The following is an 18,245-nucleotide window of genomic DNA, read 5'->3' as shown; positions in this document are numbered from 1 at the left end:
CGTGCAGAGCACTTCGCGCCCACTGAGCGCGCACTGTCGCAAGCGCCTGGCCGGGTGGGCCTCGCTTTCGCATGATGGCGGCACTCACCACTACACAAGCCAACACCAGGCCACGCCATCATGCAAGCACTCAGCACCATCCCCAGTCACGTCCCCACCTGGGTTTGGGCCCTCCTGGCCCTCTTGCTGGCCCTGGGCCTGCGCCAGAGCCGCGACCAATACCTGCCGCGCGGCCGACTGGTGCTGCTGCCGCTGATCTGGCTGGCTTATGGGCTCTGGGGTGTGCGCAGCAGTTTCGGCCATGAGTTTGTGCTGATGCTGGCCTGGGCCCTGGGTCTGGTGTTGGGCATGCAGCTGATGCGACTGTCTGGCCTAGCTGGCCTTGTGGCCGGCAGCCATTTCGACGCCCAGCGTGACCGCTACTTTGTGCCTGGCAGCTGGTTGCCAATGGTCTTGATGCTGGCCCTGTTCGGCGCCAAGTTCGCCTTGGGCATGAGCCTGGCCATGCACCCGGAGCTTGCGCAAAAAGCCAACGTGGCATTGAGCTTCAGCGCCTTGTTCGGCGCCCTGTCGGGGGCCTTGCTCGGGCGCTCACGTACTATCCTGCGCACAGCCTCCGCCGCATCCACCACAGCTACTGCAGCAAGCCCGCGGGGTCAGGTCTTGCCGGCATAACTTGCCATCTCATTTGCCATGCCCTTTCACACGCCACACATCTTGAGTGCACCGCCCCTGCTTTTCGGCCACGGCGCCCAGCGCCAGCCAGCGCCGCTATGAGCTGGGCCGGCATCGCCATCCCCGCCGACTTGTTCGGCCGCGCCTTGCGCCAGGCCAGGCTGGTGCTGATCATTGCCCTGATCGCCGCGGGACTGGTCAGCATGATGTGGCGGCAGCCCTTTTTGCAGTCCTTCATCTTCTGCCTGTGCATCTCGATTTGCTGCTCGGCCCTGATTCAATCCCTGAGCGCCGGCGCCACTTACCTCATCAACCGCTGGCGGCCTGAGCATCTGCCGCGCGCCACATGGCCGGGCTGGCCCCTGATGATCGTTTGCCTGGTGTTGGGTACCGCCATGGGTTTCATGGTGGGCAATGTTGTGGGTGAAGCCCTGACCGGCCTGCATGGCAATGGTTTCTACACCGGCAACTGGCGACAAGGCTTGCTGATGCTGGCGGTGTCGCTGCTGCCGGGCGTGCTGGCCACCAATTTCTTCGTCAACCGCAGCCGCCTACAAGCGGCCCAGGTGCAGGCGCAAACCGCCCAGCGCTTGGCGGCGGAGAACCAGCTGCGCCTACTGGAGTCGCAGCTGGAGCCGCATATGCTGTTCAACACCCTGGCCACCTTGCGGGTGCTGATCGGCAGTGAACCGCAGCGGGCCCAAGCCATGTTGGACCAGCTGATTGCTTTTTTGCGCGCCACCCTAACGGCGTCGCGCAGCGGCAGCCATCCCCTGCGCGATGAGTTCGCGCGGCTGCAGGACTATCTGGCCCTGATGCAGATCCGCATGGGCGCGCGCCTGCAACCACGGCTGGAACTGCCGGCCGAGCTGGCCGAGCTACCCGTGCCGCCCCTGCTGCTGCAGCCCCTGGTGGAAAACGCCATCAAACACGGCCTGGAACCCAGCCTGGACGGCGGCGAGTTGCGCATCAGCGCCAGCCTCAGCGGCACCCCAAAAGCCCCGGAATTGCTGCTGCAGGTGCAAGACAGCGGCCTGGGCTATCAGCCAAGCGCGTTGCCGCGCCCGAGCGGCAGCGGCTTCGGCCTGCATCAGGTGCGTGAACGCCTGCTCACCCAATTCGGCCCCCAGGCGAGCCTGACCATTGCCGCCCTACCCGCCCCGGCCAGCGGCACCCTGGCCAGCATCCGCCTGCCGCTGCCAACACAAGTTTGATCACCGAACATCACCCGTCAGCACCACCCGTTAGCGCCACCCGATGAATCCGCCCACCGCCCTGATCGCCGAAGACGAAACCCTGCTGGCCGAGAACCTGCGCCAGGAACTGGACAAGCTCTGGCCCGAATTGAGCATCAGCGCCATGGCTCCGCATGGCCAAGCGGCTGTCGATGCTGCCCTGCGCCTGCGGCCGGACATCTGCTTCCTCGACATCCGCATGCCCGGCATGAGCGGGCTGGAAGCGGCCGCCGCCCTGGCCGATGCCTGGCCGGACGATGAGCAACCCTTCCCCTTGCTGGTCTTCGTCACCGCCTACGACCAATACGCCTTGCAGGCCTTCGACCTAGCCGCAGTGGACTATGTGCTCAAGCCGGTACTGCCGGAGCGGCTGGCGCAGACCTGCTCGCGCCTGCAGCAAGCGCTGACGCAGCGTCGCCAGCAGCAGGGCCAAGGCGAAAGCGCTGGTGCGCCCAGCATGCAGGCTGCCGTGGATCAGCTGCGGCAGCTGCTTCAAACGCCAGGCCTGGGCGGCAACGCAGTGCTGGCGCCCGCCCAGCCACCCTTGCGATTGCTGCAAGTCGCGGTCGGCAACACGGTGCTGATGGTGCCGGTGGACGAGGTGATCTATTTCGAGGCGGCGGACAAATATGTGCGCGTGCTGACGGCGCAAAAAGAGCATCTGATCCGCATCTCGCTGCGCGAGTTGCTGCCGCAACTCGATGGCCAACGCTTCTGGCAAGTGCATCGCAGCGTGGTGGTGCGCAGCGACGCGATTGCCCGCGCCGTGCGGGATGAGCTCGGCAAGCTGACGCTGCATTTGCACGGCTCGCCGGACAAGCTCGCGGTCAGCCGCATGTATGCCCATCTTTTCAAAGGCCTCTGAGCCCATCGGGTGACGCAAAGCGTAGACAATGCCAGCCATTCCAAACCCACTGAGCCCCTTCCACATGCGCAAGAACAATCGCCCGCTTTTCGCTGCCCTCGCCCTGCTCGCCGGCTTCAGCCTGGGTGGCGCGGCCCAAGCGCAATCATTCGACGCTTTCCGCAACTACGGCGCCAAGATCAATGAAGACGGCGGCACCATCGGGCTGGGCGCCATTTACGCCAATAAATACCGTGGCGCCAAGGATCACAAAGGCCTGGTCGCACCGATCCTGGACTACCGCTGGGCCAATGGCTTTTTCGCCGGCACCCGCAACGGCCTGGGCTACGATTTCTCGCGCAGCGAAGGCACGGCCTACGGCCTGCGCCTGACCGCCGACACCGGCCGCGATCAGGACGATGACGCGCATCTGCGCGGCCTGGGCGACATCAAGATTCGCCCCGAAATCGGCGGCTTCTACAACCTGGCGCTGAGCCACAGCGTCTCGTTCACCAGCTCGCTGCGCTACGGCTCGGGCAATAAGCAAAAAGGCCTGGTGGCCGATCTGGGCCTGAGCTATCACATGCCGCTGGCGCCACAATGGGTGCTGGGCTTTGGCGCCGGTCTGAGCATTGTCAACAGCGACTATATGCAGGACTACTTCGGCGTCTCGGCCGAACAAGCCAAGAACAGCGGCCTGGCCGCGCATGAAGCCAAGGCCGGTGTGCGCGATGTGCGGGCCAATGTGTTGCTGAACTATTACCTGAGCCAGAAGGCCGGCGTGTCCATCGGCGTCTCGGCCGGCCAGTTGCAGGGTGATGCCAAGAACAGCCCGGTGACGCAGAAGTCCAGCAGCTACACCGCCATCCTGGGCTATAGCTACCTGTTCTGATCCGCCGGCTTGCAAGCCTGTTACAAGTCTCTTTGCAAGCGTCTTTGCACACCGCTGTGCGAGCGCCGGGGCTGCTGCCCCGGCCGCGCCGATAAAATCACTCCCCCACTCCAATTTTTCTGAGGGCCGCCTGCGCGGCCACAAGACACCCGATGTCCCATCCCAACGAAGAAGCAGCCGCCGTCAAGCCCAGCAATTTCCTGCGCGCCATCATTGAACGCGACCTGGAACAAGGCGGGCTGCAGGGGCGCCACTTCGCCGGCACACCGGGCGACGCCGCTCACCACGCGGCCGGCCCCCTGGACGCCGCCAAGATTCGCACCCGTTTCCCGCCCGAGCCCAATGGCTATCTGCACATCGGCCACGCCAAAAGCATCTGCCTGAACTTCGGTCTGGCGCGTGACTACGGCGGCATCTGCCATCTCCGCTTCGACGACACCAATCCCGAAAAAGAAGAGCAGGAATACGTCGACGCGATCAAGGAAATGGTCGCCTGGCTGGGCTGGAAATGGGACGTGACGGACGCTGCGGGCCAGAGCCACTCGCACCTGTTTTACGCCAGCAATTACTTCGACTTCATGTACAGCGCGGCCGAGTATTTGGTCAGCGCGGGCTTGGCCTATGTGGACGAGCAAACGCCCGAAGAAATGCGCGCCAACCGCGGCGATTTCAGCAAGCCCGGCGTCAACAGCCCTTTCCGCGACCGCACGCCCGAGGCCAATTTGCTTCGCTTGCAGGAAATGAAAGACGGCCTGCACGCCGACGGCTCGATGATTTTGCGCGCCAAGATCGATATGGCCTCGCCGAACATCAATATGCGGGACCCGGCGCTCTACCGCATCCGCCGCGCCACCCACCACAACACCGGCGACCAATGGTGCATCTACCCGATGTACACCTTCGCGCACCCGATCGAAGACGCGCTGGAGCGCATCACCCACAGCATCTGCACGCTGGAGTTTGAAGACCAGCGCCCCTTCTACGACTGGTTGCTGGGCAAATTGGCTGATGGCGGCCTGCTGACCCATCCGCTGCCCAAGCAGTACGAATTTGGCCGCCTGAACCTGAGCTATGTCGTCACCAGCAAGCGCAAACTGCGCCAGTTGGTGGACGAAGGCCATGTCACAGGCTGGGACGACCCCCGCCTGCCGACCCTGGTGGGCATGCGCCGCCGCGGCTACACGCCAGAGAGCATCCGCAATATGGTCGAAGCCACCGGCGTGACCAAGAGCAATGCCTGGCTGGACTACTCGGTGCTGGACGGCTGCTTGCGTACCGACCTCGAAGGCAAGGCCGCCCGCGCCAGCGCGGTGCTGGACCCACTCAAGCTCAAGCTCAGCAACTGGGCCGAGCTGTTTGGCAGCGCCGAGCACCGTGAGCCCTGCAGCGCCCCTGCCCACCCGCATCACCCCGAAATGGGCACGCGCCAGTTCACCCTGGGCCCCGAGGTCTGGGTTGAGCAAGAAGACTTCATGGAAGTGCCCAGCAAGGGCTATCACCGCCTCTTCCCCGGCAACAAGACCCGCCTGAAGTACGGCTATGTGATCGAGTGCACCGGCTGCGAGAAGGATGCCGATGGCAAGGTCACCGCCGTGCTGGCCAATGTGGTGCCCGACACCAAGAGCGGCACACCGGGCGCGGACAGCGTCAAGGTCAAGGGCGTGATCACTTGGGTGGGCGCGCATGAAGCCGTGGCGGCCGAGCTGCGCCTCTACGACCGCCTGTTCACCGAGGCCCAGCCGGATGCCGGCGAAGGCGATTTCATCGCCGCGCTCAACCCCAATAGCTGCCGTGTGGTGACGGGTTATTTGGAGCCTTCACTGGCCGCCTGGCCGGCTGCACAGCAAGTGCAGTTTGAGCGCCACGGTTACTTCGTCAGCGACCGTGTTGACCACCGTGCCGACAAGCCGGTGTTCAACAAGATCACCGGTCTGCGCGACGGCTGGGGCAAATAAGCCCTGAGGCTGCAAAACAAAAATGCCGAAGCTGAAACTTCGGCATTTTTTTCGTCCTTACTTTCTATTGCCCTTTGGGTTCGGCTTCAGCCCTCGCAGGCCTGAACCTCGGGCGACGCGTATTCACGCCCCACCACCGCCCGGGCGAAGAGATAGTTCTCTAAAGCCTTGGCGCTGAGCGCATCAAGCTGCACATCGCCGCGTGCATTGCAGGGGAAGGCCAAGGCCTTGCCGGTGTGAAACAGCGACTGAAAACGCAGCTCAAACTGGCTCGCTTGCTGCTCCGGTACGTCTAAAGAATTCATATCCATCATTTACTCCCACGCTGCCGAGATACTCTCCGGCACCGTGATGCAAGACTAGGCCCCAGATAAGGGGGGCACCATGTGCATACGTCTCGAAATAACGTCGGCGAACGCCTACGCGTGCACTAGGAATCGCACCGACACGAATTTGTCACGAATGTCGGTGGTTGGCAGGCGGCCCGGTTTGGGCTGCCGCCGCTCAGATCAACTCAGCTCAGCTCGACCAGATCGGCCATGCGCCGCACCTTGACCTTGCGGCCCTTGAGCTTGCCGTCTGACAAGCGCTTGACCGCCTCGCGGGCAATGCTGCGCTCCACCGCCACATAGCTGTGGAATTCGGTGATATTGATCTTGCCGACCTGCTCGAACTTGAAGCCTGCCTCACCGGTCAGCGCGCCCAGGATGTCGCCGGGGCGGATCTTTTCCTTACGGCCACCGAGGATCTGCAAGGTATCCATCGGCGGCTGCAAAGCACCACCAGCGCTGGGCGTGAGCGTCTCAAGCCCTTGCCAGACAAAGGGATAGCCCTGCATCTGCTCGATGCGGCCGATGCGGCCCATCTCATCCAGGCTGGCCAGGCTGAGCGCCAGGCCTTCAGCGCCAGCCCGCCCGGTGCGGCCGATACGGTGGGTGTGCACTTCCATATCGGGCGTCACCTCGACATTGATCACGCACTCCAGCTGGGCAATGTCCAGGCCACGCGCCGCCACATCGGTCGCTACCAGCACCGAGCAGCTGCGGTTGGCAAACTGGATCAGCACTTGGTCGCGGTCACGCTGCTCCAAATCGCCATGCAAGGCCATGGCCACAAAGCCCTGGCCGCTCAGCACCTCGACCAGATCACGGCACTGCGCCTTGGTATTGCAAAACGCAATCGTGCTGGCCGGGCGGAAATGGTTCAGCAGCAAAGACACAGCGTGCAGACGCTCGGCCTCGGTGACCTCAAACGCCAGTTGGCGAATGCTGGTCGGTGCCTGCACGGCGGCCGTGTTCAGCTTGACCTCCTTGGGCTCACGCATGAACTGCGCGCTCAGCTTGGCAATACCTTCCGGATAGGTGGCAGAGAACAGCAAGGTCTGGCGCTTCTTGGGTGCTTGCTTGGCAACGGTGACGATGTCGTCAAAGAAGCCCATGTCCAACATGCGGTCGGCTTCGTCCAGCACCAAGGTATTCAAGGCGGCCAGATTCAGGCTGCCGCGCTCCAGATGGTCCATCACCCGGCCGGGTGTGCCCACGGCGATATGGCAGCCAAAACCCAGGCTGTCCATCTGCGGCTTCATTGGCGAGCCGCCGCACAGGGTCAGCACCTTGATATTGTCGGCAGCGCGCGCCAGGCGACGGATCTCCTGGGTGACCTGGTCCGCCAACTCGCGGGTCGGGCACAGCACCAGGGCTTGCACATCGAAGCGGGCGGCGTCCAGCTTGTGCAGCAGCGCCAGCGAGAAGGCGGCGGTCTTGCCACTGCCGGTTTGCGCCTGGGCAATCAAATCCTGGCCGGCCAAAGCCAAGGGCAGGCTAGCGGCCTGGATAGGCGTCATCTGGTTATAGCCCAGCTGCGCTAGGTTGGCCTGCATGGCCGCGCTCAAGGGAAGTTGAGCGAAAGAGAGTTTGTCGGTGGAGGCGTTCATCGACTGATTATCCCTGCTTGGCCGCAGTGGACGGTTTTTTGCGCTTCTTTCCGTTCTTTTGACAGCAAGAACATGGGCAATAAACGCCAATTCGGCGGCCATTGTCTGGCTATCATCAAGACTAGACGGCATACAGCGCGCACCGACGTGGCACGCCGTCTCGTCTTGCCCCGAGCCAGCGCGTCCGGGGTTCATGCCCAAGGTCGCAGCCACCCAGGGATGCCATGACAGAAGCCGACGTCGCGCCGCCGATGCCCTCCACCCTCGAGCTCGATAACCGGGCCGAAGTCCAGGCACTGCGCCTGCAGCGCCGGGTGATGCTGATTGCCGCGTTGGTGATTGTGCTGGCCTGGATCTCGATCAGCAGCCTGCTCTGGCTGCGTCGCCAAGACGCCATCGACAACCAGTTCCAGCAAAACGCCAATCTGGCCCGTGCTTTTGAGGAGCAGACCGAGCGCGTGCTCGAAGCCAGCAACCAAGCCACCCTGCGCGCCCGCGACGGGATTGCCAGCGGCCGGGCGGAGCCGGACGATCTGGTGCGCTTTGCCAATGAGACGGGCCTTGCACCCAAGATCTTGGCCCAACTGGCTTGGCTGGATGTGAGCGGGCGCCTGGTGGCCACCAATCTGGACCCCGCAGGAAAAAAGTCGGCCGGCATTGATCTCTCCGGCCGTGATCACGTGCGGATCCACCTGTCCCCGCAATCGATGCCGCTACTGGCGCCGCTGGCGCAGCCGGATGACCTCTACATCAGCACGCCAGTGCTGGGCAAGGTGTCGAATAAATGGACCATCCAGCTGTCCCGGCGCATCACCGACCCCAGGGGCCGTTTGCTGGGCGTGGTCGTGGCCTCGCTGGACCCCAGCTATTTTGAAGAAGTGTTCCGGCGCGTTGACCTGGGGCGCGAGGGTGGCGTGACCTTGATCGGCCACGACCTGGTCATCCGCGCACGGGTGATTGGCGGCAAGGCCGCCAAACAGGGCGCCGCCTTGCCGCCCAATTCGGCCTTTGCCCTGCAAGCCTTGGGCAAGGAGGAAGCCAGCTTGATCGGCTACGGCTCGGTCGATGGCGTCGCGCGCCTCGTCACCTCCCGCCATACCAACAAGTACCCGCTCTATCTGCTGATTTCGGTGGGCCAAGATGAGGCGCTGGCGCACTGGCGCAACGCCGCCATTGCGACCGTGGTGCTGACCTTGCTGCTCAGCCTTCTGATCACGGCCGCCGCCGCCGGCCTGGTGAGCAGCCTGCGGCGGCAAGAACGCAGCACCGCCGCCCTGCGCCGCAGCGAGGCTCAAGCCCAGGCAGCCAACCAGGCCAAGAGCGAGTTCCTGGCGGCCATGTCACACGAGTTGCGCACGCCCCTGACCAGTATTCGCGGTTTTGCCGAGTTGATGGAGCAGCGGCTGGAGGACCCTAAATTCCGCAAGCAGGCCGGCTTGATCCGCAAAGGTGCCGAACACCTCAGCACCCTGCTGACCGAGATTCTTGACCTCGCCAAGGTTGAGGCCGGCGGCATGCGGCTGAATCAGGAAGTGGTGGACCCTCGCGCCCTATTGCAGGGCTGCGCCGATTTCTTTGCCATCTCGGCCGGCAACAAGGGCCTGGACCTGCAGGTTCGCATCGACGAGACGCTGCCGGCCACCTTGAATTGCGACAGCTTGCGGCTCAAGCAGATCCTCAACAACCTGCTCTCCAACGCCATCAAATTCACCACCGAGGGCAGCGTGACGCTGTCGGCGGAAATGCAGCCCGGCTGCATCGTCTTTCATGTGGACGACACCGGGCCGGGCATTCCCGCGAACGTGCAGCAGACCATCTTTGAAAAGTTCCGCCAAGCCCATGCGCTGATCAGCACCGAACATGGCGGCACCGGCCTAGGCCTGGCCTTGTCGCGTGGCCTGGCCGAGTTGATGAAGGGCCAGCTGAGCGTGCACTCCAAGCTGGGGCATGGCGCGCGATTCACGCTGAGCCTACCGATTCAGCCCCGCTGATCGGCGCCTGCTCGAAGCCGGCCTGTGGCCATCAGCCAAGCATGGGCCCGAGGCCTCAACCGCCGGCTTGCTTGACCGTCCAAGTGCCTTTTTTCTTCAACAACTCAATCACCCGCTCGCGGTGGTCGCCCTGCACCTCGATCACGCCGTCTTTGACGGTGCCGCCGGAGCCGCAAGCGGCCTTCAGCTCCTTGCCCAGAGCAATCAGCTCGGGCTCGGCCAGCAGCACACCTTTGACCAGGGTGACGCCCTTGCCGGCGCGGCCCTTGGTTTCGCGCGAGACGCGCACAATGCCGTCGCCCTTGGGCAGCACCGGGCGGCCGCAGCGGCAGTCGGCCTTGGCCTGGCGGCATTCCGGGCAGGTGCGACCGGTTTCGGTGGAATAGACCAGGCCGCTCAGCGCGCCCAGGCCAGAGAGAGATTTATTGTTTGACTTGCTCATGCGATGCAGCTTTCTTCCTGTTCCAACTCGCCGGCCGGCTCGCTCACTTCCACCCGCGCTTGCGCCACCGGCTGCAAGGGCGCCGGGCCGAACATCTGCAGCGCCAGCTCCTCGGGTGAGTTGAGGGTGCGCAGGCGCAGATAGGCTTCTTCAGCCTCGGGGTAATGTCGGCGCAAATAGTGCAGCCATTGCTTGAGCCGGCCGGCCTGGTGGCGATGCGCCACATGGCGCTGCACCTGGGCGAAAAACACCTGCATCAGGGGCAGCAGCTGTGCCCATGTCAGCGGCGCCGCATCGGGGTTGCGGATCGCCAAGGCCAGGCCCGGGTTGGCCACCATGCCGCGGCCCAGCATCAAATCGTCGCAGCCGCTTTGTGCACGGCAATTGGCGGCGTCGGCCGGGGTCCAGATCTCGCCATTGGCGACCACCGGCACGCCCACCGCCGCGCGCACCTCAGCAATGCGGTCCCAGTAAGCGGGCGGCTTGTAGCCATCGGCCTTGCTGCGGGCATGGATCACCAACTCTTCGGCGCCGGCTTCCACCATCGCCAGCGCGCAGTCCAGGGTGCGGGAATAGTCCATATAGCCCAGGCGCATCTTGGCGGACAAGGGCATTTCGGCCGGCATGGCGCGGCGCACGGCCGCGACGATTTGGCCTATCAACTCGGGTTCGTCCAGCAGCACCGCCCCGCCCCGATGCAAATTGACGCATTTGGCCGGGCAGCCGAAGTTCAAATCAATGCCAGCTGGCCCCAGGGCCGCCAGCTTGGCCGCGTTCTCAGCCATGCAGTTCACGTCCGAGCCCAGCAGCTGGGCGCGCACCGGCACCCCGGCCGCCGTCATGCCGCCGTTGAGCAGCTCCGGCACGATGCGGGTGAAGACACGGTTAGGCATCAACATATCGGTGATGCGGATGAACTCGGAGACACAGCGGTCCACCCCGCCCACCTGCGTCAGCGCGTCGCGCAGCATGTGGTCGAGCAGGCCTTCCATCGGCGCCAGCAAAATCATGCGGCACTCCCGGCTTGCAAGTCCAGATGGGTCAGATACAGGCGCAGATCAAACTCCAGCTGTCCGTAATTGGGCTCCATATGCTGGCAGAGTTGATAAAAGGCCTTGTTGTGATCCAACTCCTTCAGGTGCGCCAACTCATGCACCACGATCATTTTCAAAAACTCTGCCGGCGCCTCACGGAATAGCGTAGCCACGCGAATCTCGCGCTTGGCCTTGAGCTTGCTGCCCTGCACCCGCGAGGCGCGGGTATGGGTGCCCAGGGCATGCTGGATGACCTTTAATTTGGCATCAAAGCAAACCTTGGCCAGCGGCTCCGAGCTGCGCAAAAAGCGCTGCTTGAGGGCTTGGGTGTAGTCGAACAAGGCCGTGTCGCTGCGCACCTCGTTGACTTCGGGGTAGCGCCGCGCCAAGGTGGCGCCCAGGCGGTCACTGGCAATCAGCTGATGGACCTGGGCTTGCAGTTCGGGCGAATAGCCACTGAGATATTTGAGAGGCGGGATCACGGCAGGGCTGGAGAGGCGGGAAAGTGCCGCGCCACCCAGCCCTCAAAGGCCGCACACATGGCGTCGTCACCCTGCATATTGTCGGCGATCAGCTCAGCCCCATGGATCACGCGGATCTGCGCATCCAGGGAGGAATGCGCAAGCGGTGCCTGTACAGGCGATTGGACACGGGCCTCAGCGGCGGCCAAACTGCGCTGTTCACGCGCCCAGGCCTCAGTCACCGACTCATTGCAGGCCTCGGCCAGATAGCGGGCCGAGAAGCCCTCGCCGGTCAGGCTGCGCAGCGTGGCGTCGTGGTCGATGCTGTTGCCGGGCACCCAGAAATGCTCACGCAAAGCCGGTCCGATGGCCGGGTTGTCGCACAGATAGCCGTGCTGCTTCAGGAAATGCGCGCGCGTCTGATAGACCGCCATATGGGCCAATAAATAGCCCTGGTAAGAGGCCGCCGATTCCTGGTTGAGCAGATGCGGAATCGCCAGCATGGGCCGTGGGCTGACCACGCCCAGCACCCGCAGCTCGGTGGCGCGGGCCAGGGCCAGCACGGCGTCGGCCGTCAATTCCTCATCCGCCATGGCGTAGAGCGCGGCCTCGAAGTAGGGCACGACGGCAATCGAGCGTTCTTCAAAAGCGCGCATCGGCTGGCTGCTGGCGATGCGGGCGTGGATCAGCTCGTCCGGCATGGCTTCGCCAGCCGCATTCTTGGCATAACGCTTGAGCCAATCGGCATCGTTCAAAAGGCTGTCGCAGAACATCGACTGCGTCTCGGCATAAGCCATCGAGGTGGGCGCGAACTCCTGGGCGAAGCACGGCGAGTTTTGCGCCACATTCGACATATGCGCCGCATGCCCGCCCTCGTGGAACAAGGTGTTGATGCCGCGCAGGCCGCTGCCCAGCTGATCGGGTTTGGCAGTGGCGGTGAAGTTGACGGCGGCCGGCACCCAGCGGCCCTGCGCGTCCAGGTAGCAAGGCACGGGGCTGTGGCAAAAGCCGTTTTGATATTTGCCCGGCCGCTCCAACAAATCGAGCTGCAAGGTGGCGCCGCGATAGCCAATGCCCAGGCGCTTGAAGCTCTCCACCCAACGCCGCAGCGCCGGGCCGAAAGGCATGTAGGCGTCCATGCGGCGGATCACATCGCCGCTGCTGTGAAAGCGCAGACTCCAGGGCTGCAAGGCCTGCTCACCAAAGCGAGCGCGCAAGTCGGCCAGGCAACGCTCATGAGCGGCCTGCGTGCGCTGCACAAAGTCATCGAGGATGGCCATCAGCGCGGCCGGCGTCATGCGCTCGTTCTTGCGCAGCTTGAGTTCGAAATAATTGCTGAACCCCAGCGCCCGGGCCAGGCGGTTGCGCAGCTTGATGATGTCCAGCAAGCCATTGGCCAGCACCCAGGCCTCGATCTGCTCAAAGCCCTCGAAGGAGCTGCGCCGATAGGCCTCCACCGGGTTGGTGGCGGCATTTGTGGCCAGCATGGACAGCGAGGCCACTTCCGCCTCCCCGCGCTCGTTCAAATGCTTGATCTGCAGCTCGCGCTTGTTCGCGAACAAGGCCGCTTCGGCCTCGATCAAGGCCTGCATCAAGACTCGCCCCTCCTCCTTGTCCACGATATTGGCTTCGAACAAGGCCAGCCAGCCGCGCAGGCCGTGTTGCAGGGCGGCAAGCTCGTCGGCTTGCTGCTGCGGCGCTGGTTGTGCTTGCGCCAGCCGCTCCAGCTGCGCCAGATGGCTGCTCGTCAGTGTCAGCTGTTCGGGGTCGGAGATGAAAGCCTTGAAGGCCTGCTCTGCCGCGGCGAAGCCGGCTTGATCCGCGGAGGTGGCCATATACGTGGCCCAGAACAGCTCCTCCTTGGTCTTGTGAACCAAGTTGTAACGCTCGTTCAGCTGATTGAAGTAGTCGCGGGCGGCTTGCAGCATGGTGGGCATGGGCGGAGAGTCGGCAAAGCCGGCAGCTTAGCGCCTGCTGAGCAGCTGGTGGGCGGCAGATGGGCGGAAGGTGGTGCGCTCCAACACGCAAATCAGCTCTATGGCAAGAAAGACTCAGCGCGGTGTTCGAATCCGCGCCCTGGCAAGCGACCTGAGTCGGCTCAATCCGGATACTGCAACATGCCCAGCGTGCGCGCCCGCGTCACCGCATGTTTGCGGGAACAGGCTTCGAGTTTGCTGAACATGCCTTTGAGGTGCCATTTCACCGTTTCAGCCCCGACGCCCATGGCCTGCGCAATTTCCTTGTTCGAGTAATTGCGCGCCAGCAGTTGCAAGACGGCCTGCTCTTTGCGGGTCAGCAAGTCCATTTGTTGCGATGGCGCTGACGGAAGCAGCGGCACCGGCGGAGCTGCGCGAGCAGCAGCCACGGCCTGAGCCGCAGGAGGCCCCGTGTCCTGCGGCTTGGTGGCCATCTGCACGCCCAGCACCTGCAAGAGCGCCCGCGGGTTCCTGAGCCGCCCGCCCCCGTCCTGCACATGCGCCAGCCGGGCTTGGCGCGAATAGGCATAAGCTTGGCGCATCTGATCGGCCTCCGCACACGCATCGGCCAGATAGTCCAGCAAGGCGGCCGGCGGCCGCCAGCCGCGGATCAGCCGGCCCCGGTCCAGCGCCGATTCCGCATAGTGAATGGTGGCGGTAGGTGCAGTCATGCCGGCCGGCGCCGGCAGGTTCTGCGCGCCGCGGCGGTGCAACTCCGCCAGGGCACCGCTGATTTCCACATCCACCAGCGGGCAGCCAAAACGCTCGCTCAGCGCCTGCGCTTCTTGCAGCGCCACCATGCTTGCATCGATTTGCCCCAGCTGCGCCAGAGCATGGGCCTGCCGGGCCAAAGTCATGGCCAGGTTGGCCATCGCGCAGCCGGCACGGAAGAGCTGGATGGCCTCCCACATCACATCGACCGATTCCCGCACCTGTCCCAGGGCATGCAAGGTGAAAGCCAGCTCACTGCAGGCAAAAGCTTTACCCTGCCCCTGCGGCAAGCCGCGCATTTGCAGCAGCGCCTCATTCAGCGCCGCCAGGCTTTCCTGATGCCGGCCCAGGTGGCGCAAAACCCGGCCGACCTGGGTCTGCGTCATGCCCATCAACAGGGGCCAGCCAGTTTGGCGGGCGCGGTGCGCCGGCGCCTCAAAGCACTGGGCGGACGCCTCCATATCGCCCAAGGCCAAGCAAGCATTGCTGGCATTCATGCTCATGATGCAATGGAAGCGCAGCAAGCCCATGTCCAGCGCCAAGGCCGCTGAGCGATTGAACAGCTGCGCGGCTTCGGCGGGTTGACGCAAGCACAAAGGGAAGGCCTGCGCGGCCAGCGCAAAGGCCTGCTCGGCCGCGTTGCACGAGTCCACTTCTTCTTGAGGAACCGGCCCCGGACTCGCATGCGAGGTGCCACGATCGCAAGCCAGCATGCCCGCGGCAATGCCCCAGCGCTGGCGATCCGATGACTGGGCAAAACACGCCAAAGCCGACTCCAGCGCATGCACTTCGCGCTCACGATCCCCGCTGAGCTTGGCCAGCAAGGCCTCAGCTAAAAAAGCATCGCCCGACGCATGCGCATCAACACTAGGCCGCAGATGATTGCGGGCCTGATCCAACTCGGCTTGAGCATCGGCCATACGCCCAAAAAGGCAGGCGGTTTCGCAGGCTACCAAGGCCGCACGCGCCATCACGGCATTGGCCTCAGCAAGCGGCAGTCGATGGCGCGGCAGCCAGCGCCTGAACTCAGCCAACAAGGTCTCGGCACGCCGGCTATCGCGTTGCCGCAAATGCCAGGCCAAGCTCAACAAGGTATGCAGGCGTGACACACCTGCCGCCGCCTCGAGCCCCTGCTCCAGACCTTCCAGAACTTGCTGCCTAAGGACGTATTCCATGCAAACAGTCTAGGACGCACGCGTCGCCGCTCACCCCGTCGAATTCCCTAGCCCCCCTATGTTCAAGGGGTGCGCAGAGCGCGCACCGCTGCTGTGCACACCTGCGCGGCGAAGCGCACCAAGCCAAGACACCGCGGCGCGCACAGGCCACTGCCCATCGTCCACAGTGGCTGTGGACAAGTCCGTGCATAGCCTGCGCACGCCGTCGCTAAGTGATTGACACCAAAGCGCAAACCCTGGAATGCCTCATATTGAGGCATTCCATTTTGAACGCCAACGCTGGCGCGAGATAATCCTCCCCTTCCTAGGGCATGCAAGCGCCCTTCTTCGGCCCTTGCGCCTGTTTCGCCAGTTTCGCCCGCTCCGCGGCTCACCATGCACAGAACCATTTTCACCACACCTATCGTCAACACCGTGCTGCGCACCTTGTCGATTGGTTTTCTCAAACTCACCGGCTGGAAGATCGAAGGCGCGCTGACACCCGAGCAACACAAAAGCGTGTTGATCGCCGCCCCCCACACCAGCAACTGGGATCTGCCCTACACCTTGATGGTTGCCTTTGCGCTGCGCCTGAACATCTACTGGATGGGCAAGCGGCAAATCTTTCGCTTCCCCTTCGGCGGCGTGATGCGCTGGCTGGGTGGCATCGAGGTCAACCGCGAGCAGTCCAGCAACTTGGTCGCCGCTTCGGCCGCGGCCCTGCGTGCGGCCGATGGCCCGGTGCAACTGATCGTTCCGCCCGAAGGCACGCGCAGCAAGACGCGCTACTGGAAGACCGGCTTTTACTGGATTGCCCACGAGGCGCAGGTGCCCATCGTGATGGCTTATATGGACTACGAGCGCAAGCTCAGTGGCCTGGGGCCACAGTTCAAGCCCAGCGGCGACATCGAAGCCGATATGCTGGCCATCAAGGCCTTCTACGCGCAATACAAGGGCAAGAACTGGCAGCAGTTCGATCACAAATGACCTCACCTAACTCGCCAGCATCGCCGGCATCATCCGCCGCCAACAAGCCCAAAGACCCGCTGCACGGCCTGACCCTGGAGGCCATCGTCACCGCGCTGGCCGACTACTTTGGTTGGGATGAACTGGGCCAGCGCATCGAGATCCGCTGCTTTCAGTTGGACCCCAGCGTGGCATCGAGCCTGAAGTTCCTGCGCAAGACGCCGTGGGCCCGCGCCAAGGTGGAAAGCCTGTATCTTTTCATGCTCCGCGAACAGGCCCGGCAGAATCCTTCGGCCAATCGCTGACCCGCCAGCCTGATATCACCCGAACGCCCGCCGCGCGATTGAGCGGAAGAAAGAACGATCTAAAAAAGAGGGATTGCCATGCAGAAGTGGATTTCCGCCGGCGTGATTGCCTGCGTCGTGCTGTGGGGCTTGTTGGCACCACAGCACATGCAGGCCTTTTTCAACGGCGCCTTGGCGCAAGTCACGCGCAACTTTGGCTGGCTCTATTTGTGGATTGTTTTGGGCCTAGTGCTGATGTGCCTGCTTTTGGCATTCAGCCGCTATGGCGATCTCAAGCTGGGCAAGGAGGACGATGAGCCAGAGTTTTCCTCCGGCAGCTGGTTCGCCATGCTGTTCTCGGCCGGCATGGGCATAGGCCTGGTGTTCTGGGGGGTGGCCGAGCCAATCTCGCACTTTCTCAACCCGCCGCCCGGCGTCGAGGCCGGCACGCCCGAGGCCGCCAATGCGGCCATGCGCTACAGCTTTTTCCACTGGGGCCTGCATCCCTGGGCGGTCTACAGCCTGGTCGGTCTGGCCATTGCCTTCTTCCAGTTCCGTCGCGACAAGCCGGCGCTGATCAGCTCGGCCACCGATGCCCTGCCTTGGCGCCATGCGCGCCGCATCGGGCCCTTGGTCAATATCCTGGCCATCGTGGCCACGGCCTTTGGCGTGGCGGCCTCGCTGGGCGTAGGTGCCTTGCAGATCAATGCCGGGCTGCAGCGCATGCTGGGTCTGCCGGTCAGCATCAATTCGCAGTTAGTCATCATTGCCGTCACCACCGCGCTCTTCCTTTTGTCGGCGCTCAGCGGTGTGGGTCGGGGCGTCAAGTGGCTGTCCAGCGCCAATCTGATTCTGGCGGCCTGCTTGGCCCTGGCGATTCTGCTGCTGGGGCCTACGGTGGCCATCATCGATACCTTCACCAATACCCTGGGTGCCTATTTATCTGATTTCGTACGCATGAGCTTGCGCATGACGCCCTTCCGCGCCAGCGAATGGGTGGGCAGCTGGACGGTGTTTTACTGGGCCTGGTGGATTTCATGGTCGCCCTTTGTGGGCGTGTTCATCGCCCGCGTCTCGCGCGGCCGCACCATCCGCGAATTCATTCTGGGCACCGTGCTGGCGCCGACCTTGGCCGCGGCGCTGTGGTTCTCGATCTTCGGTGGCACCGCCTTGCATCTGGAAATTTTCAAGGCCGTGCCCATCGCAGCGGCCGTCAAGCTCGATGTCGCCACCGCCATGTTCGCCATGTTTGATGCCCTGCCGCTGGGCGGCCTGATGAGCGCGGTGGCGACCTTGCTGGTGGTGGTGTTCTTTGTCACCTCGGGCGACTCCGCCACCCTGGTGCTGAGCATGATGAGCAGCGGCGGCAAGTCTGAGCCCGACAACAAAACCAAGCTGCTCTGGGGCCTGCTGGTGGCCTTGATCGCGGCCAGCTTGCTGATGGTGGGCGGTGTCAATGCGGTGCAAACCGCCACCATCGTGTTCGCCCTGCCCTTCTCGGTCGTGTTGGTGCTGATTGCCGCCTCGCTTTGGCGAGCGGTGCGCGAAGACCAACATGCGCAGGACAAGCTGGAAAAGGCCATGCGCAAGCGGCTGCGCCAGGGCTTGACCGAGGCCGATCAAGGCCGCTGACAAACATCAGCACTGCAAAGCAAAACGGGGCCCCAAGGGCCCCGTTTTTTTGTGCAGCGT

General features: G+C 63.7%; 16 protein-coding genes. 9 read left to right on the top strand and 7 right to left on the bottom strand.

The window, feature by feature from the left end; genetic code table 11:
- Nucleotides 1-120: 120 nt before the first annotated feature.
- The 5 genes from AT984_RS04915 (at nt 121) to AT984_RS04895 (ending at nt 5,601) form a co-directional block, all read left to right on the top strand.
- A complete protein-coding gene (locus AT984_RS04915; protein ID WP_058719138.1) occupies nt 121-675 on the top strand; it encodes a DUF6622 family protein in 555 nt (184 codons plus the stop codon).
- 98 nt (nt 676-773) lie between these two features.
- Entirely contained in the window at nt 774-1,889 is a 1,116-nt protein-coding gene (locus AT984_RS04910; protein ID WP_058719137.1) for a sensor histidine kinase, read from the top strand.
- A gap of 43 nt (nt 1,890-1,932) precedes the next feature.
- Nucleotides 1,933-2,775 carry a LytR/AlgR family response regulator transcription factor gene (locus AT984_RS04905; RefSeq protein WP_058719136.1) on the top strand — a complete coding sequence of 281 codons (843 nt, stop codon included), beginning with the start codon at nt 1,933-1,935 and terminating at the stop codon, nt 2,773-2,775.
- A 64-nt stretch (nt 2,776-2,839) separates the two neighbouring features.
- Nucleotides 2,840-3,646, top strand: a complete 807-nt coding sequence (locus AT984_RS04900) for a MipA/OmpV family protein (protein ID WP_058719135.1) — start codon at nt 2,840-2,842, stop codon at nt 3,644-3,646.
- A 152-nt stretch (nt 3,647-3,798) separates the two neighbouring features.
- Nucleotides 3,799-5,601, top strand: coding sequence for a glutamine--tRNA ligase/YqeY domain fusion protein (locus AT984_RS04895; RefSeq protein ID WP_058719134.1), 1,803 nt, complete (start codon nt 3,799-3,801; stop codon nt 5,599-5,601).
- 86 nt (nt 5,602-5,687) lie between these two features.
- Here the strand turns inward: AT984_RS04895 and AT984_RS04890 are convergent, their stop codons facing one another.
- Nucleotides 5,688-5,912 carry a hypothetical protein gene (locus tag AT984_RS04890; protein ID WP_335338585.1) on the bottom strand — a complete coding sequence of 75 codons (225 nt, stop codon included), beginning with the start codon at nt 5,910-5,912 and terminating at the stop codon, nt 5,688-5,690.
- Nucleotides 5,913-6,115: 203 nt separating this feature from the next.
- The gene (dbpA, locus tag AT984_RS04885; protein WP_058719132.1) at nt 6,116-7,534 is read right to left on the bottom strand and encodes an ATP-dependent RNA helicase DbpA; all 1,419 of its coding nucleotides are present in this window, start codon (nt 7,532-7,534) and stop codon (nt 6,116-6,118) included.
- 224 nt (nt 7,535-7,758) lie between these two features.
- Between dbpA and AT984_RS04880 the strand changes: the two genes are divergently transcribed.
- On the top strand, nt 7,759-9,525 hold the full coding sequence (locus AT984_RS04880) for a sensor histidine kinase (protein ID WP_058719131.1): 1,767 nt from the start codon (nt 7,759-7,761) through the stop codon (nt 9,523-9,525).
- A gap of 55 nt (nt 9,526-9,580) precedes the next feature.
- Here AT984_RS04880 and AT984_RS04875 read toward each other — a convergent pair whose 3' ends face one another.
- The 5 genes from AT984_RS04875 to AT984_RS23930 form a co-directional block, all read right to left on the bottom strand.
- Complete coding sequence (locus AT984_RS04875) at nt 9,581-9,967, bottom strand: translation initiation factor Sui1 (protein WP_058719130.1); 387 nt, start codon at nt 9,965-9,967, stop codon at nt 9,581-9,583.
- Nucleotides 9,964-10,977, bottom strand: a complete 1,014-nt coding sequence (locus AT984_RS04870; RefSeq protein WP_231741525.1) for a tRNA dihydrouridine synthase — start codon at nt 10,975-10,977, stop codon at nt 9,964-9,966. Before AT984_RS04870 ends, AT984_RS04875 begins: the two co-directional genes overlap by 4 nt.
- Nucleotides 10,974-11,480, bottom strand: a complete 507-nt coding sequence (locus AT984_RS04865) for a YgjP-like metallopeptidase domain-containing protein (RefSeq protein ID WP_058722095.1) — start codon at nt 11,478-11,480, stop codon at nt 10,974-10,976. The genes AT984_RS04870 and AT984_RS04865 overlap by 4 nt, the downstream gene beginning before the upstream one ends.
- Nucleotides 11,480-13,399 (bottom strand): M3 family metallopeptidase, encoded by a 1,920-nt coding sequence (locus AT984_RS04860; protein ID WP_197418247.1) that lies wholly within the window; start codon nt 13,397-13,399, stop codon nt 11,480-11,482. The genes AT984_RS04865 and AT984_RS04860 overlap by 1 nt, the downstream gene beginning before the upstream one ends.
- Nucleotides 13,400-13,560: 161 nt before the next feature.
- On the bottom strand, nt 13,561-15,324 hold the full coding sequence (locus AT984_RS23930) for a helix-turn-helix domain-containing protein (RefSeq protein WP_197418246.1): 1,764 nt from the start codon (nt 15,322-15,324) through the stop codon (nt 13,561-13,563).
- A 375-nt stretch (nt 15,325-15,699) separates the two neighbouring features.
- Between AT984_RS23930 and AT984_RS04850 the strand changes: the two genes are divergently transcribed.
- From AT984_RS04850 to AT984_RS04840, 3 genes are all read left to right on the top strand, one after another.
- Complete coding sequence (locus tag AT984_RS04850; RefSeq protein WP_058719128.1) at nt 15,700-16,290, top strand: 1-acyl-sn-glycerol-3-phosphate acyltransferase; 591 nt, start codon at nt 15,700-15,702, stop codon at nt 16,288-16,290.
- Complete coding sequence (locus AT984_RS04845; RefSeq protein WP_058719127.1) at nt 16,287-16,574, top strand: VF530 family DNA-binding protein; 288 nt, start codon at nt 16,287-16,289, stop codon at nt 16,572-16,574. Before AT984_RS04850 ends, AT984_RS04845 begins: the two co-directional genes overlap by 4 nt.
- 78 nt (nt 16,575-16,652) lie before the next feature.
- Nucleotides 16,653-18,185: a BCCT family transporter gene (locus tag AT984_RS04840; protein ID WP_058719126.1), complete on the top strand. Its 1,533-nt coding sequence runs from the start codon at nt 16,653-16,655 to the stop codon at nt 18,183-18,185.
- Nucleotides 18,186-18,245 lie beyond the last annotated feature (60 nt).

This window comes from Paucibacter sp. KCTC 42545, assembly GCF_001477625.1.
GTDB lineage: Bacteria > Pseudomonadota > Gammaproteobacteria > Burkholderiales > Burkholderiaceae_C > Paucibacter_A.
The sequence above is the reverse complement of the archived record's forward strand: the minus strand, read 5'-3'. Positions and strand labels throughout refer to the sequence as shown.